Consider the following 26,350-nt stretch of genomic DNA (forward strand, 5'->3'; position numbering starts at 1 on the left):
CGATTCTCATCTCGAAATCTCTCGAACTTCCACGGCCCCGGTTCCGCAATCGGTGTCAAATTTACAGCATGCCAAAGCAGGCTTCTCTTACAATGAGCGATCCATCCGGTCCACCCATCACGCCGATGCAGTCCACCATCCTGTTCGAAGCCGTTTTCAATCATTCGCCGATCGGCAGCTACCTGCTCTCGCCGACGCCGGAAGCGACCATTCTCGCCGTCAACGAAGCCTTCCTGCAGGCCTCGGGACGCCGCCGCGACGAACTGGTCGGCATCAGCCTGTTCGAAGCCTTCCCCGGCAATCCGGACGATCCCGCCGACAGCGGCGAGTCCGTCCTCAGGCAATCGCTTGCGCGCGTGGCCGCCACCGGCAAGCCGGACACCCTGCCCGCCGAGCGCTACCCGATCCGGGTGCAGCTGCCCAGCGGCGAGGTGGTCTTCGAAGAACGCTTCTGGGATGCCGTCAGCACGCCGATTTTCCGCGAGGACGGCAGCATCCTGTGCATCTCGCACGCCACCTCGGACGTGACCGAGCGCGTGCGTTCAGCGATGGCGATCCGCGCCAGCGAGGCGCGCTTTCGCGCACTGACCCATGCGTCGGCCGACGTCATCTATCGCATGAGTCCCGACTGGACCGAACTACGCCAGCTCGACGGCCGCGGCTTCATCAAGGACACGATCGATCCGCGGGCCCACTGGCTGGACGAGTACGTGGCCACCGAAGACCAGCCGCTGGTGCACGCGGCAATCGGCGAGGCGATCCGCAACAAGCGCTTCTTCGAACTGGAGCACCGCGTGCGCCGCGTCGACGGCAGCTATGGCTGGACGCTGTCGCGGGCGGTGCCGATGTTCCGCGAGGACGGCGAGATCGAAGAATGGATAGGCACGGCCAGCGACATCACTGAACGCAGGATGGCGGAAGAAAAGCTGCGCGAGCAGGACCGGCGCAAGGACGAATTCCTGGCCATGCTGGCGCACGAACTGCGCAATCCGCTGGCGCCGATCGGCGCCGCCGCCGACCTGCTGCAGCGTGCCAAGCCGGACGAGCCGATGCTGCGCACGACCAGCCAGATCATCGGGCGCCAGGTGCGCCACATGACGGAACTGATCGACGACCTGCTCGACGTCTCGCGGGTCACGCGCGGGCTGATCGAACTGGAGACGGCGCCGCTGGACATCGCCCAGGCCGCTTTTGACGCGGTCGAGCAGGTCATGCCGCTGATCCAGGCGCGCCGCCACCAGTTGAGCGTGCACCAGCCGCCCGCGCCGGCCCTGGTGCGGGGCGACAGGAAGCGCCTGGTGCAGGTGCTGGCCAACCTCCTCAACAACGCCGCCAAGTACACGCCGGAAGGCGGCGCGCTGCGGCTCGGCATCGAGGTGGAAGAAGATCAGGTCTGCATCGAGGTCGCGGACAACGGGATAGGCATGACGCCCGAACTGGCAGAGCATGCCTTCGAGCTGTTCGCCCAGGCCGAACGCAGCGTCGACCGCGCTTCGGGCGGGCTGGGACTGGGTCTGCCGCTGGTGCGGAATCTGGTCGAGCTGCACGGCGGGACGGTGAGCTGCGCCAGCGCGGGACTCGGCAAGGGGAGTTGTTTCACGGTCTGCCTGCCGCGCCTGGCGCAACAGCAGACAATAAAATCGGAGGACGACGCCGATAATAAGGCGGCTGCGGCCGGGCAGCCGGCAGCGCTGCGCATCCTGGTGGTCGACGACAATGAAGATGCCGCGGACACGCTGGCCATGCTGCTGGAACTGTCCGGGCATGAGATGCTGGTCGAACACGGTTCGCGCCAGGCGCTGGCGCGGGCGCTAGAAGCCCGGCCGAATGTCTGCCTGCTCGACCTCGGCCTGCCCGACATGGACGGCGCCGAGCTGGCGCGGCAGCTGCGCGCGCGGCCGGAAACCGCGGATGCGATGCTGGTCGCGGTCACCGGCTACGGCCAGGAAGCCGACCGCGCGCGCACGCGCGAGGCCGGCTTCGACCACCACCTGGTCAAGCCGATCGATCTCGACCGGCTGCAGGCGGTGCTGGGGGATTACGCCGCTTCGACCGCCACCGGCATGCGGATCAGGTAGTCGAAGGCCGACAGTGCGCACTTGGCGCCGTCGCCCGCGGCGATCACGATCTGCTTGAACGGCGTGGTGGTGGCGTCGCCGCCTGCAAACACACCCGGGATGTTGGTCCGGCCGTGGGCATCGACCACGATCTCGCCGAAGCGCGACAGTTCCACGCTGCCCTTCAGCCACTCGGTGTTCGGCACCAGGCCGATCTGCACGAACACGCCTTCCAGCTCGACGTGCTTGTCCTCGCCCGACACGCGGTCCTTGAACGAGATGCCGTTGACCTTCTTGCCGTCGCCGGTGATCTCGGTGGTCTGGGCGTTGACGTGGATGGTCACGTTCGGCAGGCTTTGCAGCTTGTTGACCAGCACCGCGTCGGCCTTCAGCTGGTTCGCGAACTCCAGCAGGGTCACGTGCTGGACGATACCGGCCAGGTCGATCGCCGCTTCCACGCCCGAGTTGCCGCCGCCGATCACGGCCACGCGCTTGCCCTTGTACAGCGGACCGTCGCAGTGCGGGCAGTAGTTCACGCCGGCGTTCTTGTACTGCTCTTCGCCCGGCACGTTGACGTTCCTCCAGCGCGCGCCGGTCGACAGGATCACGGTGCTCGACTTCAGCGAGCCGCCGTTGGCGAACTTCACCTCCACCAGTTCACCCGGCTTCGAAGGCGCGATCAGCTGCGCCGCTTCCTGCTGGGTCATGATGTCGACGCCATAGTGGCGCACCTGGGCTTCCAGCGCGGCCGAGAATTTCGGGCCGTCGGTTTCCAGCACCGAGATGTAGTTCTCGATCGACATGGTGTCGTTCACCTGACCACCCATGCGGCCGGTGGCGATACCGGTGCGGATGCCTTTGCGGGCTGCGTACACGGCAGCGGCCGAGCCGGCCGGGCCACCGCCGACGATCAGCACGTCATACGGTTCCTTCGCATTCAGCTTGGCGGCATCGCGCTCGCCGGCACCCTTGTCCAGCTTGGCGACGATCTCTTCGACCATCATGCGGCCGGAACCGAACAGTTCGCCGTTCAGGAACACCATCGGCACGGCCATCACCTGGCGCGCCTCGACTTCCTTCTGGTAGGCGCCGCCTTCGATCACGGTGGTCTTCACGCGCGGGTTCAGGATCGCCATCAGCGACAGCGCCTGCACCACGTCCGGGCAGTTATGGCAGCTCAGCGACATGTACATCTCGAACTCGTAGTTGCCGTCCAGCGCCTTGATCGCGTCGACGGTGTCCTGCTCGACCTTCGGCGGGTGGCCGCCGGTCCACAGCAGGGCCAGCACCAGCGAAGTGAACTCGTGGCCCAGCGGCAGGCCGGCGAAGCGTAGCGAGGTCTCGCTGCCGACGCGCTGCACGCTGAAGGACGGCTTGCGCGCATCGTTGCCGTCGGTACGGACGGTGATCTTGTCGGCGCGCAGGCTCTGGATGGTCTGCAGCAGTTCCAGGGTCTGCTTCGAGGTCTCGCTGTCGTCCAGCGAGGCCACCAGCTCGAACGGTTGCTGCACGCGCTGCAGGTAGGCGCCCAGCTGGGTTTTCAGGTCGTTGTCGAGTACGCTCATGGTGATTTCCTTTTCTTCAGTCGTGTTCAGGCCGATGCGGCTCACATGCGGGCGCATCCAATTAATCAAAGTCGTAAATCTAGCTGGGCAGATCGACCAGTTTGATCGCCTGTCTTTCGTGGCCAGTCCTGCGTAGGCGGACGGCATTTCAGGGAGGGGTGGGAGACCGCCCGCCCCTCGCGGGCGGCCTCCTGTACTGCTTTTGCTGCTGGTACTTCTTGTACTGCTCGTGGGCTCGGAGAGCCCACCCTACCACTTGCCGTAGGGTGGGCACCCGTGCCCACCATGTGCTGCTATTAGATCTTGCCGACCAGATCCAGCGACGGCTTCAGGGTCTCGGCGCCTTCGCTCCACTTGGCCGGGCAGACTTCGCCCGGGTGTGCTGCGACGTATTGCGCTGCCTTGACTTTGCGCATCAGTTCCGATGCGTCGCGGCCGATGCCGTTGTCGTGCACTTCCATGACCTTGATCTGGCCTTCCGGATTGATCACGAAGGTACCGCGCAGGGCCATGCCTTCTTCTTCGATCATGACTTCGAAGTTACGCGACAGGGTACCGGTCGGGTCGCCGATCAGCGGGTAGTTCACTTTCTTGATGGCTTCCGAGGTGTCGTGCCATGCTTTGTGGGCAAAGTGGCTGTCGGTCGACACGCCGTAGACTTTGACGCCCATCTTCGCGAATTCCGGCTGGAAAGCAGCCAGGTCTTCCAGTTCGGTCGGGCAGACGAAGGTGAAGTCCGCCGGGTAGAACATCAGGACCGACCAGGTGCCTTTGAAGTCGGCTTCGGTCAGGTCGATGAACTTGCCATCGTGGAAAGCGGTTGCCTTGAACGGTTTGATCTCGGTGTTGATGATGGACATGAAAGCTCCTCTTTCGGGGTTAAAAAAAACGTTAGGTACGCACTATACCGCGCGCACCGTGTTTTGTGAAATTAATTGAACGGATTTCATCAATTGATTTTTCCTATCGCCTCTCGTCATTCCCGCGGAGGCGGGAATCCAAGTATTGCGTACATCTCGTTAGCGCCTGCAACCTGGGTCCCCGCCTGCGCGGGGACGACGGTCAAGAGCGAGGACGACGGCTGGGTTCACGCGAACGACGTCAGGCGGAAACAGCCGCCGCCGGCACCTCCGCCTCGCTGCAGGGCAGCAGCAGGCTGAAGGTGGCGCCCTCGCCGGGCGTGCTCTGCACCGTCAGCGCGCCGCCGTGGGAGGTGGCCAGCTGGCGCGAGATGTACAGGCCCAGGCCGAGGCCCTTCGGTTCGCCGGCCTTGGCGCCGCGTTCGTAAGGTTCGAAGATGCGGTCGATGTAGTCCGGTGCAATGCCCTTGCCGTGGTCGCGCACGTCGATGCGCACGTTGCAGCCGACCTGGTGCACGCTGACCTCGACCGTGCCGCCGCCGCCGTAGCGCAGCGCATTCGTCAGCAGGTTGACGATCACCTGTTCGATGCGGAACTCGTCCCAGATGCCCTCGACCGGCGCATGGCTGGCCAGCTGCAGCGTCGAATTGGCGGCGGCGGCCTGCAGCGAGAGATCGTTGACGACCCGCTCCAGCAGCCCCATCAGCTCGACCTTGCCCGGACGGATGGACAGCGTGCCGCTCTTCATGCGCGAAACGTCCAGCATGTCGTCGATCAGGCGGATCATGGCCTTGATCTGGCGCTCGTCGCGCTTGATCATGTTGGCCACCTGTTCCGGCGTGGAGGCCGGCAGGTTGCCGCGCTTGAGCTGCAGGCTGCGCATCTGCGTTTCCAGGAACAGCGTGTTGAGCGGCGTGCGCAGCTCGTGCGCCACCAGCGACATGAAATCGTCGCGCATGCGCAGCGAGCGCTGCAGTTCTTCCTGGGTCTTGTTCAGCTCGCGCAGCAGGGTGTCCTGCTCGCGCCGGCTGCGTTCCAGCGCCTCCATCTGGCGCCGCATCTCGCGGCGCTGTTGGTCCAGCGTGACGAAGACGTTCACCTTGCTGCGCACCGCGTCGGGGTCGATCGGCTTGTGCAGGAAGTCGACCGCGCCCTGCTCGTAGCCCTTGAAGGCGTAATTCAGTTCGCGGCCGGCAGCCGAGACGAACACGATGGGAATGTTGCGGGTGCGCTCGGTACCGCGCATCAGCTCGGCCAGTTCGAAGCCGTCCATGCCGGGCATCTGCACGTCGAGAATGGCGAGCGCGAACTCGTGCTCGAGCATCAGGGTCAGCGCTTCCTCGCCGGAGCCGGCCTGGAACACCTGGCGCGCCTCATCGCGGATCAGCGCATCCAGTGCGCGCAGGTTCTCCGGCAGGTCGTCGACGATCAGCAGTTTGCTTGGTTCTTTAGGGCTCATGAGTGTCGCTCTCCAGCATGGGCAACAGCGCCCCGATGCGGGCCAAAGGCAGGATCAGGTGCGGGGTAAAACGGTCGATGGCGCTCTGCGGCATGGTGGCCACCTGCGCCTCATCGGGATCTTGCACGACGGTCAGGCCACCGGCGGCGTGAATGGCAGCCATGCCGGCGGCGCCGTCGTGATTGGCGCCGGTGAGCAGGATGCCCGCCAGGCCGGCGCCGTAGGCATCGGCGCTCGATTCCATCAGCACGTCGATGGCCGGGCGCGCGAAATGCACGGGCGGTTCGCAACTCACCGAGAATGTGAAGTCGCTTTCCACCGAGAGGTGATAGCCGGCGCCCGCGAAGTACACGGTGCCGGGCTCGATCGCTTCCTTGTCGACCGCTTCCTTCACGCGCAGCGGCAGGCGCTCGGCAAACAGCTCGGCCAAGCGGCTCTCGCGGTCGCCCGGCAGGTGCAGGATGCAGAACACCGGCAGCGTGTAGCCGGCCGGCAGCGCGGGCAACAGCGCGCCCAGGGCTTCGACGCCGCCGGCGGAGGCGCCGATCACCACCGCCTCGACACGGCGCCCGGCCAGTGCGGCTTGCAGGTCGGTCGCATCAAAGGCTGACTTGTTCACTGTCCCACCTTGCGGAACACCCGCTCGCGCCTGGCCAGCGGCTCGAAGCGCTGGGCATAGCTGGAAAAGTCGATGCTTTCCTTGCTGCCCAGACCCAGGAAACCGCGGTGCACCAGCGATTCGTGGAACAGGCCCAGCACCCGGTTCTGCAGGCGCCGGTTAAAGTAGATCATCACGTTGCGGCAGCTGATGAAATGGGTCTCGGCGAACACGCTGTCGGTGGCCAGGCTATGGTCGGCGAAGGTCACGTTCTCGATCAGGCCGCGGTCGAACAGGGCCCCGCCGTAGGCCGCCGTGTAATAGTCCGAGAAAGCCTGCGTGCCGCCGGCCTTCTGGTAATTCTCGGTGTACAGGCGCATGCGCTCGAGCGGCATCACGCCGCGCCGCGCCGTCTCCAGCGACTCCGGATTGATGTCGGTGGCGTAGATGAGGGAGCGCTCGAGCAGGCCCTCTTCCTTCAGCAGGATTGCCAGCGAATACACCTCCTCGCCGGTGCTGCAGCCGGCCACCCAGACCTTCAGCGACGGATAAGTCTTCAAGAAAGGCACGACCTGGCGGCGCACCGCCAGATAGTACTCCGGATCGCGGAACATCTCGGTCACCGGAATCGTCAGGAACTGCAGCAGCTGGGCAAAGGCGGCCGGTTCGTGCATCACCCGGGCCTGGAGCGCGGACACGGTTTCGCATTCCATCACGCGCATGGCGGCCAGCACGCGGCGCTTTTGCGAGGCGCCGGTGTAGTCGCGGAAGTCGTAGTTGTACTTGAGGTAGACCGCCTCGACCAGCATCCGCAGTTCGATGTCGATGTCGCTGGGCTGTTTCAAATGCGCTCCATGGTCGGCATCCATACCCGCAGCAGCGAGTACAGCCGGGTCAGGTCGATCGGCTTGGCCAGGTAGTCGTTGGCGCCGGCGGCCAGGCACTGTTCCTGGTCATCCTTCATGGCCTTGGCCGTGATCGCGATGATCGGCAAGCGCGCGAAACGCGCATCCTGGCGGATCCTGCGCGTCGCCTCCAGTCCGTCCATGCCGGGCATCATGACATCCATCAGCACCAGGTCGATGTTCTCCACTTCGTCGAGCTTGGCAAGGGCTTCGAAACCGTTGCGGCCCACCTCCACATGCGCGCCGCGCTGCTCCAGCGCGCTGGTCAGCGCGAACACATTGCGCACGTCGTCGTCCACCAGCAGGATGGTCCTGCCCTCGAACACCCGGTCGCGCCCGCGCACGCTCTTGAGCATGCTCTGGCGCTCGGACGAGAGCTGCGACTCCACCTTGTGCAGGAACAGCGTCACCTCGTCCAGCAAGCGCTCCGGCGAACGCGCGCCCTTGATGATGATCGAGCGCGAATACTTCAGCAATTCCGCTTCTTCCTCACGGGTCAGGTTGCGCCCCGTGTAGACGATGACGGGCGGGAAGGAGCACAGCTCTTCCAGCGACATCGCCTTGAGCAACTCGTTGCCCTGCATATCCGGCAGCTTCAGGTCGATGATCATGCAGTCGAAAATCTGCGTGCGCAAGAGGTGCAGTGCTTCCTCGCCCGAACCGACGGCCGCGATCTCGACGTCGGTATCCGAGATCAGCTGCACCACGCTCTCGCGCTGGCGCGCGTCGTCCTCGACCAGCAGCACACGCTTGACCTGTTGCGCCGATTTTTCCTTGAGCTTCAGGAACACCGCTTCCAGCTGCTCGCGGGTGGTGGGTTTCAGCGCATAGCCGATCGCGCCCAGGTGCAGGGCTTCGCCACCGTTTTCCATGCTCGACACCACGTGCACCGGGATGTGGCGGGTGGATGGATTTTCCTTCAGCTGCTGCAGCACCGACAGGCCGGAGCGGTCGGGCAGGCGCATGTCGAGCAGGATCGCGTCCGGGTTCTCGCTGGCGGCCAGTTCCAGGCCCTCTTCCGCGCGCAGCGCCACCAGGCAGCGGAAGTCCATGTCGTGCGCCAGGCCGTACAGGATGCGGGCGAATTCCGGCTCGTCCTCGATCACCAGCGCAGTGCGGCGCCCGGAAGCCGGCTCGAGCCGGTCGTCCTCGAAGCGCGGCGCATCCGCGGCGGCGGCATCGGCGACGGCAGCGGCTGGCGCCGGCGCCTCCAGCGCAGCGCGCGCCGGCTTGGCCGCGTGCACCAGTTGCGGCGCCGGCGGGGTCGCGGCGACAGCGCCATTGCGCGGCAGGCTGAGCATGAAGGTGCTGCCCTCGCCCAGCGTGCTGGCCACCGTCAGCGTGCCGCCCAGCAGGCTGGTCAGGTCGCGCGAGATCGACAGGCCCAGGCCGGTGCCGCCGTACTTGCGCGCGGTCGAGCCGTCGGCCTGGTGGAAGGCGTCGAAGATCTTTTCCTGCTGCTCGGGCGCGATGCCGATGCCCGAGTCCTGCACCTCGAACTGGACCCAGCCGTCGGCGTTGGCGCTGACCGTCAGGCTGACGCGGCCGGCGTCGGTGAACTTGACGGCGTTCGACAGCAGGTTCTTGAGGATCTGCTCCAGGCGCTGGCGGTCGGTGTGGATGGACATCGGCACGTTCGGCTCGACCGTCAGCGAGAACGCCAGCGCTTTTTGGCGCGCCAGCGGCTCGAAGGTGCGCGCCAGGCCCTCGATCACGCGGCGCAGCGGCAGTTCTTCCGGCACCAGCTCCAGCTTGCCGGCCTCGACTTTGGAAATGTCGAGGATATCGTTGATCAGGTTCAGCAGGTCGTTGCCGGCCGAATAGATGGTCTGGGCGAAGCGCACCTGCTCTTCGTTGAGGTTGCCGGCGGCGTTGTCGGCCAGCAGCTTGGCCAGGATCAGCGAGCTGTTCAGCGGTGTCCTCAGCTCGTGCGACATGTTCGCCAGGAACTCCGACTTGTAGCGGCTGGCGCGCTCCAGCTCCAGCGCGCGGTCGCGCAGCTGGTCCTGAGCGGTGGTCAGGGCCGCATTCTTGAGGTCGAGGTTGGCGGCCTGTTCGGCCAGCTGCTCGTTGGTCTGCTCCAGTTCCGCCTGCTGGTTTTCCAGCGCCGTCTGCGATTCCTCGAGGGCGCGCGACTGCTCTTCCAACTCCTCGTTGGCAGTGCGCAGCTCTTCCTGCTGGACCTGCAATTCTTCGTTCATGGCTTGCTGCTCTTCCAGCGCCACCTGCAGACGCTGGCGGTAGACCACCGAAGCGACCGAAGCACCGACGGCCGGGCCAATCAACTCCATGAATTCGGTGTCGCGCTCGCGCACGGCGTGCAGGAAGCCGATCTCGATCACACCCTTGATCTTGCCGTGGTTCACGATCGGCGCGATCAGCAGTTCGCGCGGCGCGGTCTCGCCGAGGCTGGAACCGACCTTGATGTAATCGGGCGGCAGTTCGCGCAGGGTCAGGATGCGGTTCTGGTTGGCGGACTGGGCCGCCAGCGATTCGTTCGGCTGGATGACGCGGGCATGCTTGTCCTGGTGCGCGAAACCGTAAGCGCCGATGCGGGTCAGCGTACCGTCATCGGCGCGCACGTACATGGCAGCCACCACGCCGCCCAGGTAGGGTGTGACGTAATCCAGCACGGCCGCGGCCAGCGGCTCCAGCTCATGCAGGTTGGCGCTTTTCGTGGCCAGTTCGGCCTGGCCGGTGCGCAGCCAGTCCTGGTGGCGCAGCTGGGCGTTGTGCTCGGCTTCGTGGGCAAGGATCTCGCCATAGGAATTCGATAGGGTCATCAGTTCGCGGCGGCCGAACAGGGCCAGCAGGCCGGCCACGGTCAGGCTGAACAGCAGGAAGGCGCCGACCGACCAGCCGATCACGGTGCGCGAGGAGCTGTTGCGCTCCTGCAGCAGGCGCTCCTCGGATTCGATAAACAGCTTGAACTGACGGCGTACTTCGTCGGTGAGGGCCTTGCCACGCCCGCTCTTGACCAGCTCGACCACGTCCTCATTCTTGATGCGCCGCCCGATCGCTTCGTCGGCGAATGCCTGCCAGTCGCGCTGGGCAGAACGGACCCGCCGCACGCGGTCCAGCTGGGGGAAGTTGTCTTCCACCAACCTGGCCAGGCTGTTCAGCTCGGCATCGAGCTTCGGTTTGGCATCGGTATATGGTCCCAGGAATTCCCTGTCGCCGGAGATCAGGTAACCGCGCAAGCCGGCTTCCATGTCCGCCGACATGCGGCTGACTTCATTGGCTTTCCCGATCACGCGCTCGGAATGCTCGACCCAGGTGAGCACATTGATCAGGTAGGCGATGATGCCGACGAAAACCAGTGCGCTCAACACACCCATGCCCAGCGGCATGGCGACATTGCGGGACAGGATGCGGCGGAACTGGCTGCTGTCGATACTCGATCCAGACATGCTTATTCGTTAACTCTTAAGAAAAAAATATCCTAAGTGTAACGCAATTGCAAAATCGAGCGTGTTCTATTGAACCTGTTTTTGTAGCCTGTTAGCGTAAATACCGCGCAAGATAAGGGGCTGTTCGGCTGCCCCGGCTGTTTGCCACCTGCTGCGGTGGACCCGACGCCACCACCGTGCCGCCGGCCTCGCCCGCGCCCGGACCAATGTCGATGACCCAGTCGCAGGCTGCCGCCACACGCATCGTGTGTTCGACCATGATGACGGTATTGCCGGCGTCGACCAGGCGGTTCAGCTGGGCCACCAGGCGGTCGGTATCGAGCGGATGCAGGCCAGTGGTGGGTTCGTCCAGCACATACAGGGCGCCGCCGCGGGTCGCGCGCTGCAGTTCGGTGGCCAGCTTGATGCGCTGCGCCTCGCCGCCGGACAGCTCGGTCGCGCTCTGCCCCAGGCGCAAATAGCCCAGGCCGACTTCGCGCACCACCTGCAGCGGGCGCGCCACCGCTTCCTCGTCTTCGAAGAAGGCATGCGCTTCGTCCACCGTCATGCGCAGCACTTCGGCGATATTCCGGTCTTTATAAGTGATCTTCAGGGTGTCGGCGTTGTAGCGCGCCCCTTCGCAGGTCGGGCAAGGCGCGTAGACGCTGGGCAGGAACAGCAACTCGACCATCACGAAGCCCTCGCCGGCGCAGTGCTCGCAGCGGCCCTTGGCGACGTTGAAGGAGAAGCGCCCGGCATCGTAGCGGTGCTTTTTCGCGCTTGGGGTCGCGGCGAACAGTTTGCGTACCTGGTCGAACAGGCCGGTATAGGTGGCCAGGTTCGAGCGCGGCGTGCGCCCGATCGGCTTCTGGTCGACCCGCACCAGGCGCTTGATGTTTTCCATGCCGCCCGCGATGCGGCCCTCGGTGGCGATCTGCGGCTCCTGCTCCAGGCCCGGCTCTTCCTCGGCCTCTTCCTGTGCTGCGCCCTGCCCCAGTGCGGTGCTCACCAGGTCGACCAGCACCTGGCTGACCAGGGTCGACTTGCCGGAACCGGACACCCCGGTCACGCAGCTCATCACGCCGAGCGGGAAGGCGACCTCCAGCTCGTGCAGGTTGTTGCGGGTGACGCCTTCGAGCTTGAGCCAGCCGCTCGGCTCCCTCAATGGGCGCGGTTCCGGCTGCACCTCGTCGAACAGATAGCGCTTGGTGTGCGAGCGCTCGACTTTCTTCAGCCCCTCGGGCGGGCCGCTGTACAGAATCTCGCCGCCGCCCTCGCCCGCCTGCGGACCGACGTCGACGATCCAGTCGGCGCAGCGGATCACGTCGAGCGCGTGTTCGACCACGAACAGCGAGTTGCCGGCCGCCTTCAGCTGGTCGAGCGCCGCCAGCAGCGCCTCGGTATCGGCCGGGTGCAGGCCGGCCGAGGGTTCGTCCAGTACATACACCACGCCGAACAGGCTGGAACGCACCTGGGTCGCCAGGCGCAGGCGCTGCAGCTCGCCCGGCGACAGCGTCGGCGTGCTGCGCTCCAGCGCCAGGTAGCCCAGGCCCATGTCCAGCAACACGCTCAGGCGCGCGCACAGGTCGGCGGCGATGCGGCGCGTGACGATCAACTGTTCCGGGTGTTTGGCGGCGGCCGTATCGGCCGGCACCTCGCCCTTGGCGAAAGGCTTCATCAGCTGCGCCAGGCGGGCCAAGGGAAGGCGCGACATCTCGGTGATGTCCAACCCGGCAAAGGTCACGGACAGCGCCTCCTGGCGCAGCCGCCGGCCGCGGCACAGCGGGCACTCGGTACTGACCATGTAGCGCGCCACGCGCTTCTTCATCGATGCGCTCTCGGTGTTGGCGAAGGTCTGCAGCACGTAGCGGCGCGCGCCGGTGAACGTGCCCTGGTAGCTGGGCGTTTCCTTGCGCTTGAGGGCGCGCTTCGTTTCTTCCGGCGTGAGGCCGGCATACACCGGGACGGTCGGGGTCTCGTCGGTGAACAGGATCCAGTCGCGGTCTTTTTTCGGCAGGTCGCGCCAGGGGGTGTCGACGTCGTAGCCCATCGTGACCAGGATGTCGCGCAGGTTCTGGCCGTGCCAGGCCGGCGGCCAGGCGGCGACCGCGCGCTCGCGGATGGTGAGCGTATCGTCCGGCACCATCGACTGCTCGGTCACCTCATACACACGGCCCAGGCCCGAGCACTGCGGGCAGGCGCCTTCCGCGGTATTCGGCGAAAAGGATTCGGCATACAGGAGTTCCTGGCCCGGCGGATAGTCGCCGGCGCGCGAGTACAGCATGCGCAGGGAGTTCGACAGCGTGCTGACGCTGCCGACCGAGGAGCGCGCGGTGGGCGTACCGCGCTGCTGCTGCAGCGCCACCGCCGGCGGCAGGCCGTCGATCTCGTCGACTTCCGGCACCGGCATCTGGTGGAACAGCCGGCGCGCGTAGGGCGAGACCGACTCCAGGTAGCGCCGCTGCGCTTCCGCGTACAGGGTGCCGAAGGCCAGCGAGGATTTACCGGAACCGGAGACGCCGGTGAACACGACCAGCGCATCGCGCGGCAGCTCGACGCTGACGTTTTTCAGGTTGTGCTCGCGCGCGCCGCGTACGCGTACGCGGCCATGGTCGGCGTGGATCGACGTTTCGGTTTCTTGCTTGCGGCGCATCGGCCCTCCAGGGATCGTGTCGGATGACCGTATTACAACGCAGTGCGCGGTTTTCCGCGGTGCGCTGGCGCACCGTGCGGGACCCTTGCCGGCATCGCCGACGACGAATTGCCGATCAAGGTATCAGGCGCTCCGCCCGCAGCGCCGTGAACAGGTCGTAGAAGGAATCTTCGGTCGACTGCCAGCCGGCAAACCCCAGGCGCCGGCTGTTGGCCATGTCCGTCATCACCTCGATCGGTCGGCCGAGGTCGAGGTCGGTGTGCCAGGGCGAGGCCAGGCGCCGCAGGTCGGCTTCCTGCAGGTGGTGGCGGCGTGCCATCTCGCTCCACAGTTCGGCGTCGTTCGCCATCTCGGCCTCCAGCGCTTGCACGGTGCCGCTCCAGCCTTCGGCCTGCACGCCGAACCAGGCCGCCAGCCGGCGCCACAGCCAGCTCCAGCGGAAGTAATCGCCGTTGGTGATGTTGAAGGCTTCGTTCTTGGCGGCGTCGTTGTCGGCGGCCCAGCGCAACTGCTTGGCCAGCATGCGCGCATCGGTGACGTCGCACAGCCCGTTCCATTGCGCTTCCGAGCCCGGGAAGCGGAATGGACGCCCGGTCTCCTTGCAGATCGACGCGTACACGGCCAGCGTGGTGCCCATGTTCATGGCGTTGCCGACCGCCATGCCGATGATGCTGTGCGGGCGGTGGATGGTCCAGGTGAAGCGGTCGCGCGCGGCGGCGGCATAGACCTCGTCTTCCTGGGCATAGTAGAAATTGTCGAGCGGCAGGCGCGGCTGGGATTCGCGCAGCGGCGTGTCCGGCAGCGTGCCCGAGCTGGCGTAGGCTTCGAAGGGACCGAGGTAGTGCTTCAGGCCCGTCACCAGCGCCACGTGGCGCAGCGACTTCTTGGGCGACAGCGCGTCCAGCAGGTTGCGCACCAGCAGCGCGTTGACGCGGATGTTCTCGGCCTCGGTGTCCTGGCGCATCCAGGTGGTGATGAAGACGTGGGTCGGCGCGACATCGGCGAGCGCCGCCTGCAGGCCGACTTCGTCCAGCAGGTCGGCCGCCACCGGGATCAGGCCCGGCAGGTCGCGCGGTGGATGGCGCGCCAGGCCATAGACGGTCCAGCCATTGGCCAGCAGTTCACGGGCGGTATAGCGGCCGCCGATGCCGCTGGCGCCGACGACCAGTGCGCTTCTTTGCATTGTTCACTCCAGGAAATCATAAGATCGTTCGATTTTACTGCCATTCTTGCGCGCTTTCCGGAGGGGTCGGCGCGCCATTGCCTGGACTCATCGATTGATGGACGCATCGGCCGGCGCGTCGGCACTCGCCGCCAGCGTTTCCAGGCGCAGGCGCACGGCCTGCATGCCCTGTCCGAGGGCGAAGCGGCGGCTGATCCGGCGACAGCGCGCGATCAGCTCGCGGTCCGCGAGCAACTGCTGCAGCCCGCGCGCCAGGCGCACGCCGTTCAGCCGCGATGCCACCGCGCGAAAGGCCACACCCAGGGCCGCGACGCGCGCCGCATTGTCGAACTGGTCGTGCGCCAGCGGCACCACCAGTTGCGGCGTACCGGCGCGCAAGGCTTCGGCCGTGGTGCCGATGCCGCCATGGTGGACCAGCACCATCGCGCGCGGCAGCAGGCGCCGCAGCGGCACGTAGTCCTGCCACAGGATGGAAGGCGGCAGCTCGCTCGGCAGCTGCTCGCGGTGCGGGGTCAGGAAGATGGCGCGCAGGCCGGTCAGCTCCACCGCCGCGCGCGCATGTTCGAAATAGGCGCGCGCCTGGGTATTGCCGGTGCCATGGGTGAAGACCACCGGCCGGGTGCCCTGCCCGTCTTCCAGGAAGTATTCGAGTTCGCGCGACAGCGGTGCATCCGGATTCGGATCGAACAGCGGGAAGTCGGCGCGCAACAAAGGCTTGGGCCAGTCCGGCTGGGTCGGCGCGAACCAGTCGGGAAAGAGCGTGATCGACAGGTTGGCCACCGCGAACAGATGCTCGAGCATGCTGGGGACCGCCGGCATCCCCCTGGCCTGGCGCGCCGCGTTCACGTCCCGCAGCGCCACCGGATCGATGAAGCGCGCCGCCAGGCGCCGCAACAGCCAGCTGCGCATGCCCAGGGGCACCCAGCGCGGCACCGGCCATGGACCGAGCATCAGCGGATCGTGGACAGTCGGCAGGTTTTGCGGCGCCAGATAGGCCGCGGCCACTTTCAGGCCGGGACGCCGGGCGCGGCACAGGTCGGCCTCGGGCAGGGCCAGCGGATGCACCAGCAGCACCAGCGGCTCGTCGGCCGGCAAGGCATCGACGAAAGGCACGATCTGCGCCATTGCCGGGCGCGTCGCGCGCCAGACCACGCCAAAGCCGCGGGTCGGGTGCCAGAGGTCGGGATCGAGCAGCACGGCCGGGTCGGCGGGCAGGCCGATGAAGGGCAAGCCGCTGGCACGCACATAGGGTTCGTGCTGCTCTGGTGCCAGGAAGCTGACGCGGTGCCCGGCATCGAGCAGGGTCAGCGCCATCGCCATGAAGGGAAAGAGGTCGCCGGCCGAGCCGATGGTAACGACGACGAAGTGGGTTCTGCGGACGCCTGTTGCTAGTAACATGGCGCCACATTACGCGAAACCCGGGCAGGACGGCGCGGGGCTGCGGGGCAAGGACCGGGCTGGCCCTTGCCGGACGAGGCAACTCAGGCCTTGCGGTTTGCCTTGCGGCGGTGCACGGCCAGGCCGGCCAGGCCAAGGCCCAGCAGCGCCAGCGAAGCCGGTTCGGGCACCTCGGCAGATTGTTCGCGCACCAGGAAGGTTTCCGCCCAAATGGCGTTGCTGTACTGCTCGCTCGTCGCGAGCGGCGAGTGCCAGACGTAGCCGCTCAGGGCGTCGCCGTAATCGCAGTGGTTGTAGAACTTGTCGAAAAAGGATGCAGCGCACTTGCCGTCGAAGGCGCTTACCAGCTCTTCCAGTGAGGTGAAGCTGGCGTTCCACTGCTCGGCGGTGGCGAATTTGAAACCGTAGGACAGCTCGACGCGGCTGCAGCTCGGCCCGTCGCCGGCGCAGGACGAGGCATAGACCCAGTCCAGCTGACCGGCCTTCACGATCAGGGTGGCGGGCGGCTCCTGACCCAGCTGGGCGGCGGCCTGGGCCAGCGGGGCGGCGCAGGCGGCAGAGAGGCCGATGGCGGCGATGAGCGTGCGGATAGTGGATTTCATGTTGTTCTCTCGATTGGACGAGTTGAATACAAGCAAGAAATATACCGCTTCCATAAGTAGTTGATTATTATTGATTTCCTGTTTTCATCTAATTCTCAGTGTAAAGATTTTCGACAAGAAATTATTCACTTTGCATACCGGATCGGGCGGTTCTATTGGTGGTCTCGCCTGACGAGCATTTCCTGGAGCGCATGAGGCTGACGCATCTGGTCGACTGGGTTGCTGGACGGTGGCGCGTCACCCGCTGAGCCTCACCCGCTGAGCATGCGCAAAAGCGAGCCTGGCAGCGCGCGTTACGTTAGGTGTATTGACACTGTATGACGTGCCCCGGGAGCGCCCATGAACAGAACTCTGGCTTTGCAGCAAGCGTATCGGACATCGGCACTGCTGCTGGCCTTATCGCTGGCGCTTGCCGGCTGCGGCGGCGCCGACCAGCCGCGCAAGGCGCCGCCTGCACCGCCGCCACCGCCGACCCTCGACCAGCAGCTCGCCGCCACGCTGGCGCAGCACGGCTTCACCGGCACCGTCGAGCAAAAGCTCGAGAGCCGGCTCGGCCGGCCGCTGGACTTCAAGCGGGCCGACCTCGGCCGCCTGCTGTTCTTCGATCCGGTATCCAGTCTTCACAACGACAATTCCTGCGCCGCCTGCCACTCGCCCAGCCATGGTTATGGCGATACCCAATCGATCGCGATCGGCATCCAGAACAACCTGATCGTCGGGCCGGACCGCCAGGGACCGCGCAACCGGCGGCGCTCGCCGATGATTCTGAATGCCGGCTTCTTTCCCAGGCTGATGTGGAATGGCCGCTTCTTCGCGCCCTCCGGCGATCCCTTCGACAATTCACTCGGCTTCAGCTTTCCGCAGCCGGAAGGCAGCAGCACCTTCCGGCCGCATGACCCGGCGGTGCCGCAGCTGCTGGTCGCCCAGGCCTATCTGCCGCCGACGGAGCTGATCGAGGAAGCGGGCTTCACCGGCATCCGCGACGGCCTCGATCCGCGCTACTTCCAGTTCGACGACGGCAAGGGCGAAACCTGCCCGGCGCTCGATACGGGCGGCTTTCGCAACGGGCCGATCCGCGCACGTGTCGAACAGCGCCTGAACGCCATCCCGGCCTATGTGCAGAAATTCGGCGAGGCCTTCGACGAAGTGCGCAGCGGCGCCCGGATCGACATCAGCATGTTCGCCCGCGCGATCGCCGAATACGAATACATCCTCAAAGGCGCCAACGCCCCGATCGACCGCTTCGCCCGCGGCGAGACCGGCGCGATGACCGATGGCCAGAAACGCGGCGCACTGCTGTTTTTCGGGAAGGCCAATTGCGTGGCCTGTCATGCTGTCGGCGGGAAATCGAACGAGATGTTCAGCGACTTCAGGATGCACAACATCGGCGTGCCGCAGATTGCGCCGGCCTTCGGCGTCGGTAGCGGCAACGTCATCTTCGACGGTCCGGGGGAGAACGAGGATTATGGACTGGAGCAGGTCACCGGGCTGGCCAGCGACCGCTATCGCTTCCGCACTTCGCCGCTGCGCAACGTGGCGCTGCAGCCGGCCTTCTTCCACAATGGTGCCTTCACCAGGCTGGAAGACGCGGTCCGCCACCACCTCGATGTGATGGCCTCGCTGCGCAGCTATGACGCGAAGCGGGCCGGGGTGGCGCCCGACCTGGCGCAGCGGATGGCACCCATCGCCAATGTTGCAGCCAGCATCGATCCCTTGCTGCGCCGTCCCTTGAGGCTGAGAGCGGAAGAATTCGATGACCTGGTCGAGTTCGTCCGCAAAGGCCTGCTCGACGAAGGCACGCTGCCGGCGCTGGCCTGTACCCACATTCCGGATGCGCTGCCGAGCGGCATGCCCTTGCCGACATTCCAGTCCTGCCCGGCGACGCCTTGAATTACAGGAAGCGGTCCAGGATCTTCCGGCTACCCTTGTCGATCGCAAACATATCGCGGATCAGGAAGTGAATCCCGTGGCTGTCGGCGATCAGCAGCGAGTACGCATTCAGGCGGCGGATATCTTCCTCGCCTTTCAGCACGAATTCGGTATCGCCGCGGTCGGTCTTGACGGTCCAGGTCGAGGGCGTGGCAAAGCTGGACACGCCCCGGATCGACAGGATCTCGGGCATGAATTCGCGCCCTTCGAGTTCTTCGGTGACCAGTGCGCGCACTTCGGGCGACACGTCCTCCAGGTTCTCGATCCAGGCCACTTCCTTGCCGCCATCGCGCACCAGCGAGATGCCGCGGGTCGGCGCCTGGACCGGGAAGGAGCGCACCGGCGCGACGCCGACGAATTCCTCGCCTTCGGCATTGGTCAGCACCAGCTTGCCGAAGGGGTCGCGCCGTAAATTAAAAGCAGTCGTCATTCTTAGTCTTCTTGGCTAGAGTCGTCCGGGTCCTGGTCGACGTTGCGCGCCTGCGCTTCGTACAGGCGGTAATAGGCGCCCTGGCTTGCCATCAGTTCATCGTGGCTGCCCTCTTCCACCACCACGCCGCGGTCCAGCACCACCAGGCGGTCGGCGCGGTGCAGCGTGGACAGGCGGTGCGCGATCGCGATCGTGGTGCGGCCTTGCACCAGGTTGTCGAGCGCCTTCTGGATTTCCTTCTCGGTTTCCGAGTCCACCGACGAGGTCGCTTCATCCAGGATCAGGATCGGCGGGTCGATCAGCAGTGCGCGCGCGATCGAGATGCGCTGGCGCTCGCCGCCGGACAGGCCCTGGCCGCGCTCGCCGACCATCGAATCGTAGCCCTGCGGCAGGCGCAGGATGAATTCATGGGCGTGGGCGGCGCGCGCAGCGGCGATGATTTCTTCGCGCGTCGCATCCGGCTTGCCGTAGGCGATGTTCTCGGCAATCGTGCCGAAGAACAGGAAAGGCTCCTGCAGCACCAGGCCGATGTGGCGGCGGTAGTCGGCCACGGCGAAGGAGCGGATATCTTTACCGTCGAGCAGGATCGCACCCTCGGCGACGTCGTAGAAGCGGCAGATCAGGTTCACCAGCGTCGACTTGCCGGAACCGGAATGGCCGACCAGGCCGACCATCTCGCCGGCCTTGATCTTCAGCGAGATGCCGCGGTTGACCGCGCGGTTGCCGTAACGGAAACCGACTTCGCGCAGTTCGATATTGCCCTCGACCTTGTCGATCTTCACGGGGTTGACCGGGTCCGGCACGCTCGAGACGTGGTCGAGGATGTCGAAGATGCGCTTGGCGGCCGAGGCCGACTTCTGCGTCACCGAGACGATGCGGCTCATCGAATCCAGGCGCACGTAGAAGCGGCCGCTGTAGGCGATGAAGGCGGACAGCACGCCGACCGTGATTTCCTGGTGCGCCACCTGCCAGATGCCGAAGCACCAGATGACCAGCAGGCCCAGTTCGGTGAGGAAGGAGACGGTCGGCGAGAACAGCGACCAGACCTTGTTCAATTTATCGTTGACGGCCAGGTTGTGCTTGTTCGCTTCGCGGAAGCGCGAGGCCTCGCGCTTTTCCTGGGCAAACGCCTTCACCACGCGGATGCCCGGAATGGTGTCGGCCAGCACGTTGGTGACTTCGCCCCAGACGCGGTCGATCTTCTCGAAGCCGGTACGCAGCTTGTCGCGCACCACGTGGATCATCCAGGCGATGAAGGGCAGCGGCACCAGGGTGATCAGGGCCAGCTTGGCGTTAATGCTGAACAGGATCGCGCCGGTCATGATGATCATGAGCACGTCGGACAGGAAGTCCAGCAGGTGCAGCGACAGGAACACGCAGATGCGGTCCGAACCGCTGCCGATGCGGCTCATCAGGTCGCCGGTGCGCTTGCCGCCGAAGAATTCCAGCGACAGCCGCAGCAGGTGTTCATAGGTTTCCGAGCGCATGTCGGCGCCCATGCGTTCCGACACCAGCGCCAGCACGTAGGTACGGCCCCAGCCCAGCGCCCAGGCCAGCACGGCCGAGGCCAGCAAGCCGCCCATATACATATAGACCAGCCCGGTATCGATCTTCTGGCCGTTCTGGTAAGGGATCAGGACGTTGTCCATCAAGGGCATCGTCAGGTAAGGGGGAATCATGTGTGCGCCGGTACTGGCCAACATCAGCAAGAATCCAAGCAGGAGCTGGCCCCGATACGGCTTGGCGAAGCGCCACAGGCGGAACAGGGTCCAGGTCGACGGCGGGGTGTGCAGTACCTTGGTGCAGATCGGGCACTCTTCCTGGTCGGCGTCGAGCGGCGCCTTGCAGCTCGGGCAGGTGTGCTGCTCGGGCGGCTGGATGGCGATGCCGGTCAGGTAGCTCTGGACCTGGTCCTGGAACTGGTCCACCAGGCGGATCGCCTGCAGGTTCTGGCCGAGGGTGAAGCGCCACGAGGCCAGCAGGCCCTTGGCATCGACCAGTTCGATGTGGCCGACGCCGGCGTGGTCGTAATGACGCATGGCCAGACCGGCATGGTAAGGCCAGTCGCGCCAGTGCGTATCGCCCGGGCTGCGGGTCAGTAAACGGATGTTGGTGACAACCAGTATCCCTTTGGTGAAGCGTAATTTCGCATCGAGGTCAACCTCGAGGGCGCTTAAAACGTTTTCCCCTGGCGCAAGCTTTTTCTGGACGTCCGCCTGCCAATGCTCAGGCAGGAAACTGGCAGCCGCCAGCGGCGTTGAGGGAACTAGTTGTTGAGTCGTCATGTGCTATCAAAAGTTGGAGACCGGAAGGGTCGCCAGGATGGAACGCTGAGCAGGGCACGCCGGTTGACAGGCGTACGGTATTCTATCGATGGGGGCGAGACTGGCAGATTTCGGTTGAGGCCTGTAAGCTTCGTTTCGGCAAGTATACAACATGTGCACTGCAGCAATATCCGCACAAACATAAGGCAACGCTACGGGTGAGAGAGCGGTCACCACGCGGCAAGATATTTTTCATGACAAACAAGAAAGACATAAAGATTCTTCGTGTAACCCACCTGCGTGGACCGAACATCTGGACCTATCGCCCCGTCATCGAGACCTGGCTCGACATCGGCGAACTCGAAGAATGTCCTTCGAACACCCTCCCCGGTTTCAACGAGCGCCTGACCGCCTGGCTGCCGGGACTGATCGAACATCGCTGCGGCGTCGGCGAACGCGGCGGCTTCCTGGAACGCCTGCGCGACGGCACCTGGGCCGGCCACATCCTCGAACACGTGGTTCTCGAACTGCAGAACATGGCCGGCATGAAGACCGGCTTCGGCAAGACCCGTTCCACCGGCGACCACGGTATTTACAAGATGGCCTTCCGCACCCGTGACGAGGTCGTCGGCCGCGCCGCCCTGCAGGCCGGCCACGCGCTCCTGATGGCCGCCATCAACGACACGCCCTTCGACATGAAGGCCACGGTGGCGAAGCTGACCGAACTGGTCGATCGCTACTGCCTGGGCCCGTCCACCGCCAACATCGTCGATGCCGCCACCGAGCGCCGCGTGCCTTCGATCCGTCTGACCGAAGGCAATCTGGTGCAACTCGGCCATGGTGCGGCGCAGCGACGCATCTGGACTGCCGAGACCGATCGCACCAGCGCCATCGGCGAAAGCATCGCCAGCGACAAGGACCTGACCAAGACCCTGCTCGCCTCCTGCGGCGTGCCGGTGCCGGAAGGCAGCGTGGTGCGCAGCGCGGATGACGCCTGGGAAGAAGCCGAGGATATCGGCCTGCCGGTGGTCGTCAAGCCGGTCGACGGCAACCACGGCCGCGGCGTGACCCTGAACCTGATGAACGAAGCGGACGTGAAAGCCGCCTACGCGATCGCCGCCGAGGCGGGCGACTCCAGCGCCGTGCTGGTCGAGCGCTACGTGCCGGGCAACGAGCACCGCGTGCTGGTGGTCGGCTCGAAGGTCGTGGCCGCCGCCAAGGGCGAATCGCTGTTCGTGACGGGCGACGGCAAGTCGACCGTAGTCGAGCTGTGCAACAGCCAGATCAACACCGACCCGCGCCGCGGCGAAAGCGAAGAGCACCCGCTCGGCCTGGTCAACCCGACCGACCACGAGATCCGGCTCGACCTGCAGCGCCAGGGCCTCACGCCGGATTCGATCCCGCAGGACGGCCAGAAAGTGCTGATCCAGCCGAACGGCAACGTCGCCGACGACGTCACCGACGAGGTGCACCCGGACGTGGCCTACGTGGCGGCGCTGGCGGCGCGCGTGGTCGGCCTGGACATCGCCGGCATCGACCTGGTGTGCGAGGACATCTCGCGTCCTTTGGCCGAACAGCGCGGCGCCATCATCGAAGTCAACGCCAGCCCGGGCCTGCTGGCCCACATCAAACCGGCCACCGGCAAGCCGCGCGAAGTCGGCAAGGCCATCGTCGAGCATCTGTTCGCCGACGGCGAAGTCTCCGGCCGCATTCCGCTGGTGGGCGTGACCGGCACCGAGGGTGCCAGCCTGGTCGCCAGCCTGGTCGGCACCGTGCTGCACCAGTCCGGCAAGCACGTGGGCGTGGCCAACCGCAAGGGCCTGTTCCTCGACCAGCGCCGCGTCACCGGCGCCGACTGCACCCGTTTCGACGCCGCCCAGCGCCTGCTGATCAACCGTAACGTGCAGGCCGCCGTGTTCGAGTCGAACGCGCGCGCGATCCTGACCGAAGGTCTGCCCTACGACCGCTGCCTGGTGGGCGTGGTGACCGACATGGGCCAGGTCGGCGCTGTGGAAGACCTGTACGTGCGCGACCAGGATGCGCTGTTCAACGTGGTGCGCAGCCAGGTCGACGTGGTGCTGTCGGAAGGCGCCGCGGTGCTGAACGCGGCCGACCCGCAAGTCGTGAAACTGGCCGAGCTGTCCGACGGCGGCGTGATCTTCTACGCGCTGGACGAACAGAACGAGGTCCTGCAGCAGCACCGCGCCGCCGGCGGCCGCGTCGCCTTCGTGCGCGACCAGCACATCGTGCTCGGCCAGGGCAGCGAAGATGCGCCGCTGCTGGGCCTGGCCAAGCTGAAAGCCTCGGTTGCCGCGCACCCCGAAGCCGTGCTGGCCGCCGCCGCCGCAAGCTGGGCGCTGGACGTGCCGACCGATTTGATCTGCGCCGGTCTGCGCAGCTTCGAGAACAAATAAAGGATTGAAGGTTTTTATGGAAGTATCTCGCGTCCGGGCCCTGCGCGGCCCCAACCTGTGGAGCCATCACACCTCGGTCGAGGCGGTCGTTTCCTGCACGCCCGAAGAAGAGTCGATCCAGGCCCTGCCCGGCTTCGAAGCGCGCCTGCGCGCCCTGTTCCCGCAGATCGGCCAGCTGCAGCCGATGGGTCATGACGACACCATCCCGCTGGCCCAGGTGCTGGAAGTGGCGGCCCTCGCCCTCCAGGCCCAGGCCGGCTGCCCGGTCACCTTCAGCCGCACCACCGCCACCATCGAACGCGGCATCTACCAGGTCGTGGTCGAGTACAGCGAAGAAGACGTCGGCCGCCTGGCCCTGACCCTGGCCGAGCAGCTGATCGCGGCCGCCCGCGCCGACCAGTCCTTCGACCTCGACGCCGCCCTGCACCAGCTGCGCGAACTCGACGAAGACGTGCGCCTCGGCCCGTCCACCGGTTCCATCGTCCAGGCCGGCGTGGCACGCGGCATCCCGTTCCGCCGCCTGACCGAGGGCAGCCTGGTGCAGTTTGGCTGGGGCAGCCGCCAGCGCCGCATCCAGGCCGCCGAGATCGATGCCACCGGCGCCATCGCCGAGACCATCGCCCAGGACAAGGAACTGACCAAGAAGCTGCTGGACGCCGCCGGCGTGCCGGTGCCGCTGGGCCGCGTCGTGCTGGACCCGGACGATGCCTGGCTTGCTGCCCAGGAGATCGGCCTGCCGGTCGTGATCAAGCCGAAGGACGGCAACCAGGGCAAGGGCGTGACCGTCAACGTCAACACGAAGGAACAGCTGACGGCCGGCTTCCACGCCGCCTCGGAATTCCGCGACGACATCCTGGTCGAAAAATACCTGCCGGGCCACGACTACCGCCTGCTGGTGATCGGCAACCGCCTGATCGCCGCCGCCCGCCGCGACCCGCCGCATGTGGTCGGCGACGGCAAGCACAGCGTGCGCGAACTGGTCGAGATCGTGAACCGGGACCCGCGCCGCGGCTCCGGTCACGGTACCGCCCTGACCAAGATCCGCTTCGACGACATCGCCCTGGCCAGCCTGGCCAAGCAGGGCTACGACGCCGACTCGGTGCCGCCGAAAGGCCAGCGCGTCACCCTGCGCAACAACGCCAACCTCTCGACCGGCGGCTCGGCCACCGACGTGACCGACGACGTGCATCCGGAAGTGGCGGCACGCGCCATCGCCGCCGCGCACATGGTCGGCCTGGACATCTGCGGCGTCGACCTGGTGTGCGACAGCGTCCTCAAACCCATCGAAGAACAGGGCGGCGGCATCGTCGAAGTGAATGCCGCGCCGGGCCTGCGCATGCACATCTCGCCGTCCTTCGGCAAGGGCCGCGCGGTCGGCGAAGCGATCATGGACACCCTGTACGCGCCCGGCGACGACGGCCGCATCCCGGTGGTGGCGGTGACCGGCACCAACGGCAAGACCACCACCGTACGCGTGATCGCGCACCTGCTCGGCGCCTCCGGCCTGCGTACCGGCATGACGAACACCGATGGCGTGTACATCCAGGGCCGCCGCATCGACAGCGGCGACTGCAGCGGTCCGCGCAGCGCGCGCAATGTGCTGCTGCACCCGGACGTCGACGCGGCCGTGTTCGAGACCGCGCGCGGCGGCATCCTGCGCGAAGGCCTGGCCTACGACCGCTGCCAGGTCGGCGTGGTCACCAACATCGGTTCCGGCGACCACCTGGGCCTGAACTACATCACCACGCTGGAAGACCTGGCGGTTCTGAAGCGCGTGATCGTGCAGAACGTCGCGCCGAACGGCATGGCGGTGCTGAACGCGGCCGACCCGATCGTCGCCGCAATGGCCGAGAACACCAAGGGCGACGTCACCTACTTCGCGATGGATTGCTCGCTGCCGATCATGCAGAAGCACCGTGCCCAAGGCCGCCGCATCGTCTACGTCGACGACGGCCACATCGTCGCGGCGCAGGGCAAGGTCGAGGAACGCATCGACCTCAAGGAAGTGCCGATTACCCGCGGCGGCGTGATCGGCTTCCAGGTCGAGAACGTGATGGCGGCCGTGGCTGCGGCCTGGGCGGTCGGCATCGAGTGGAACATCATCCGCACCGGCCTGAAGACCTTCGTCGGCGAGAGCGACAACGCGCCGGGCCGCTTCAACGTGTTCGATTACAAGGGCGCGACCGTGATCGCCGACTACGGCCACAACCCGGACGCGATCCAGGCGCTGACGAATGCCGTCGAATCGATGCCGGCCAAGCACCGCTCGGTGGTGATCAGCGGCGCCGGCGACCGCCGCAACGAGGACATCACCGACCAGACGCGCATCCTGGGCAAGGCCTTCGACGAGGTCCTGCTGTACGAAGACCAGTGCCAGCGCGGCCGCTCGGAGGGCGAAGTCGTGGCCCTGCTGCGCGAAGGTTTGCAGGGTGCGAGCCGCACCAGCCATGTCGAGGAGATCAAGGGCGAATTCGTCGCGATCGACCGTGCTTTGGCCCGCCTGCAGCCGGGCGATCTGTCGTTGATCCTGATCGACCAGGTCGACGAGGCGCTGGCGCATATTGCCAAGCGGGTGGCGGAAGCCAAGGCGTGAAGGCTTGAAGTAATCTGAAGACGGGCGCTGCGGCGCCCGTTTTTACGTTCG

The 26,350-nt window shown here is 65.9% G+C and carries 15 protein-coding genes and 1 pseudogene; 4 read left to right on the forward strand and 12 right to left on the reverse strand.

Annotated elements, in window-relative coordinates; translation table 11 throughout:
* Positions 1-92: 92 nt before the first annotated feature.
* Positions 93-2,078, forward strand: coding sequence for a PAS domain-containing hybrid sensor histidine kinase/response regulator (locus NX782_RS11855; protein ID WP_258845667.1), 1,986 nt, complete (start codon positions 93-95; stop codon positions 2,076-2,078).
* Here the strand turns inward: NX782_RS11855 and ahpF are convergent.
* The 10 genes and pseudogenes from ahpF to NX782_RS26575 all read right to left on the reverse strand — a co-directional run.
* Positions 2,039-3,622: an alkyl hydroperoxide reductase subunit F gene (gene ahpF / locus NX782_RS11860; RefSeq protein ID WP_258845668.1), complete on the reverse strand. Its 1,584-nt coding sequence runs from the start codon at positions 3,620-3,622 to the stop codon at positions 2,039-2,041. The genes NX782_RS11855 and ahpF overlap by 40 nt on opposite strands.
* A 296-nt stretch (positions 3,623-3,918) precedes the next feature.
* Entirely contained in the window at positions 3,919-4,482 is a 564-nt protein-coding gene (gene ahpC / locus NX782_RS11865) for an alkyl hydroperoxide reductase subunit C (RefSeq protein ID WP_258845670.1), read from the reverse strand.
* A 241-nt stretch (positions 4,483-4,723) separates the two neighbouring features.
* Complete coding sequence (locus NX782_RS11870; RefSeq protein WP_258845671.1) at positions 4,724-5,941, reverse strand: hybrid sensor histidine kinase/response regulator; 1,218 nt, start codon at positions 5,939-5,941, stop codon at positions 4,724-4,726.
* Complete coding sequence (locus tag NX782_RS11875; protein ID WP_258845672.1) at positions 5,931-6,560, reverse strand: chemotaxis protein CheB; 630 nt, start codon at positions 6,558-6,560, stop codon at positions 5,931-5,933. Before NX782_RS11875 ends, NX782_RS11870 begins: the two co-directional genes overlap by 11 nt.
* A complete protein-coding gene (locus NX782_RS11880; RefSeq protein WP_258845673.1) occupies positions 6,557-7,408 on the reverse strand; it encodes a CheR family methyltransferase in 852 nt (283 codons plus the stop codon). Before NX782_RS11880 ends, NX782_RS11875 begins: the two co-directional genes overlap by 4 nt.
* Positions 7,381-10,854: a response regulator gene (locus tag NX782_RS11885; RefSeq protein WP_258845674.1), complete on the reverse strand. Its 3,474-nt coding sequence runs from the start codon at positions 10,852-10,854 to the stop codon at positions 7,381-7,383. Before NX782_RS11885 ends, NX782_RS11880 begins: the two co-directional genes overlap by 28 nt.
* Before the next feature lie 91 nt (positions 10,855-10,945).
* Positions 10,946-13,486: an excinuclease ABC subunit UvrA gene (locus NX782_RS11890; protein ID WP_258845675.1), complete on the reverse strand. Its 2,541-nt coding sequence runs from the start codon at positions 13,484-13,486 to the stop codon at positions 10,946-10,948.
* 115 nt (positions 13,487-13,601) lie between these two features.
* The gene (locus tag NX782_RS11895; protein ID WP_258845676.1) at positions 13,602-14,669 is read right to left on the reverse strand and encodes an SDR family oxidoreductase; all 1,068 of its coding nucleotides are present in this window, start codon (positions 14,667-14,669) and stop codon (positions 13,602-13,604) included.
* An 87-nt stretch (positions 14,670-14,756) separates the two neighbouring features.
* A complete protein-coding gene (locus NX782_RS11900) occupies positions 14,757-16,067 on the reverse strand; it encodes a glycosyltransferase (protein WP_258845677.1) in 1,311 nt (436 codons plus the stop codon).
* 83 nt (positions 16,068-16,150) lie between these two features.
* Positions 16,151-16,237 (reverse strand): annotated as a pseudogene (locus tag NX782_RS26575) (PEP-CTERM sorting domain-containing protein); the annotation flags it as partial.
* 771 nt (positions 16,238-17,008) lie between these two features.
* On the opposite strand from NX782_RS26575, the gene NX782_RS11910 reads away from it, so the two are divergent.
* Positions 17,009-18,559 carry a cytochrome-c peroxidase gene (locus tag NX782_RS11910; RefSeq protein ID WP_258845679.1) on the forward strand — a complete coding sequence of 517 codons (1,551 nt, stop codon included), beginning with the start codon at positions 17,009-17,011 and terminating at the stop codon, positions 18,557-18,559.
* Between the two features lies 1 nt (position 18,560).
* On the opposite strand, the gene NX782_RS11915 is transcribed toward NX782_RS11910, so the two are convergent.
* Together NX782_RS11915 and NX782_RS11920 are read right to left on the reverse strand one after the other, a co-directional pair.
* A complete protein-coding gene (locus NX782_RS11915) occupies positions 18,561-19,028 on the reverse strand; it encodes a cyanophycin metabolism-associated DUF1854 family protein (RefSeq protein WP_258845680.1) in 468 nt (155 codons plus the stop codon).
* Between the two features lie 2 nt (positions 19,029-19,030).
* Positions 19,031-21,313, reverse strand: a complete 2,283-nt coding sequence (locus tag NX782_RS11920; RefSeq protein ID WP_258845681.1) for a cyanophycin metabolism-associated ABC transporter — start codon at positions 21,311-21,313, stop codon at positions 19,031-19,033.
* A gap of 233 nt (positions 21,314-21,546) precedes the next feature.
* Between NX782_RS11920 and NX782_RS11925 the strand changes: the two genes are divergently transcribed.
* Positions 21,547-23,706 (forward strand): cyanophycin synthetase, encoded by a 2,160-nt coding sequence (locus tag NX782_RS11925; RefSeq protein WP_258845682.1) that lies wholly within the window; start codon positions 21,547-21,549, stop codon positions 23,704-23,706.
* A gap of 16 nt (positions 23,707-23,722) precedes the next feature.
* Positions 23,723-26,299: a cyanophycin synthetase gene (gene cphA / locus NX782_RS11930; RefSeq protein ID WP_258845683.1), complete on the forward strand. Its 2,577-nt coding sequence runs from the start codon at positions 23,723-23,725 to the stop codon at positions 26,297-26,299.
* Positions 26,300-26,350 lie beyond the last annotated feature (51 nt).

It is taken from the genome of Massilia norwichensis (genome assembly GCF_024753245.1).
Taxonomy (GTDB): domain Bacteria; phylum Pseudomonadota; class Gammaproteobacteria; order Burkholderiales; family Burkholderiaceae_D; genus Telluria; species Telluria norwichensis.

What these genes read in the sequence shown, in the direction of transcription:
- NX782_RS11855 (WP_258845667.1), top strand. Translation starts at nt 93, where the DNA reads ATGAGCGATCCATCCGGTCCACCCATCACGCCGATGCAGTCCACCATC.
- ahpF (WP_258845668.1), bottom strand. Translation starts at nt 3,622, where the DNA reads ATGAGCGTACTCGACAACGACCTGAAAACCCAGCTGGGCGCCTACCTG.
- ahpC (WP_258845670.1), bottom strand. Translation starts at nt 4,482, where the DNA reads ATGTCCATCATCAACACCGAGATCAAACCGTTCAAGGCAACCGCTTTC.
- NX782_RS11870 (WP_258845671.1), bottom strand. Translation starts at nt 5,941, where the DNA reads ATGAGCCCTAAAGAACCAAGCAAACTGCTGATCGTCGACGACCTGCCG.
- NX782_RS11880 (WP_258845673.1), bottom strand. Translation starts at nt 7,408, where the DNA reads ATGGATGCCGACCATGGAGCGCATTTGAAACAGCCCAGCGACATCGAC.
- NX782_RS11885 (WP_258845674.1), bottom strand. Translation starts at nt 10,854, where the DNA reads ATGTCTGGATCGAGTATCGACAGCAGCCAGTTCCGCCGCATCCTGTCC.
- NX782_RS11890 (WP_258845675.1), bottom strand. Translation starts at nt 13,486, where the DNA reads ATGCGCCGCAAGCAAGAAACCGAAACGTCGATCCACGCCGACCATGGC.
- NX782_RS11895 (WP_258845676.1), bottom strand. Translation starts at nt 14,669, where the DNA reads ATGCAAAGAAGCGCACTGGTCGTCGGCGCCAGCGGCATCGGCGGCCGC.
- NX782_RS11900 (WP_258845677.1), bottom strand. Translation starts at nt 16,067, where the DNA reads ATGTTACTAGCAACAGGCGTCCGCAGAACCCACTTCGTCGTCGTTACC.
- NX782_RS11910 (WP_258845679.1), top strand. Translation starts at nt 17,009, where the DNA reads ATGAACAGAACTCTGGCTTTGCAGCAAGCGTATCGGACATCGGCACTG.
- NX782_RS11915 (WP_258845680.1), bottom strand. Translation starts at nt 19,028, where the DNA reads ATGACGACTGCTTTTAATTTACGGCGCGACCCCTTCGGCAAGCTGGTG.
- NX782_RS11920 (WP_258845681.1), bottom strand. Translation starts at nt 21,313, where the DNA reads ATGACGACTCAACAACTAGTTCCCTCAACGCCGCTGGCGGCTGCCAGT.
- NX782_RS11925 (WP_258845682.1), top strand. Translation starts at nt 21,547, where the DNA reads ATGACAAACAAGAAAGACATAAAGATTCTTCGTGTAACCCACCTGCGT.
- cphA (WP_258845683.1), top strand. Translation starts at nt 23,723, where the DNA reads ATGGAAGTATCTCGCGTCCGGGCCCTGCGCGGCCCCAACCTGTGGAGC.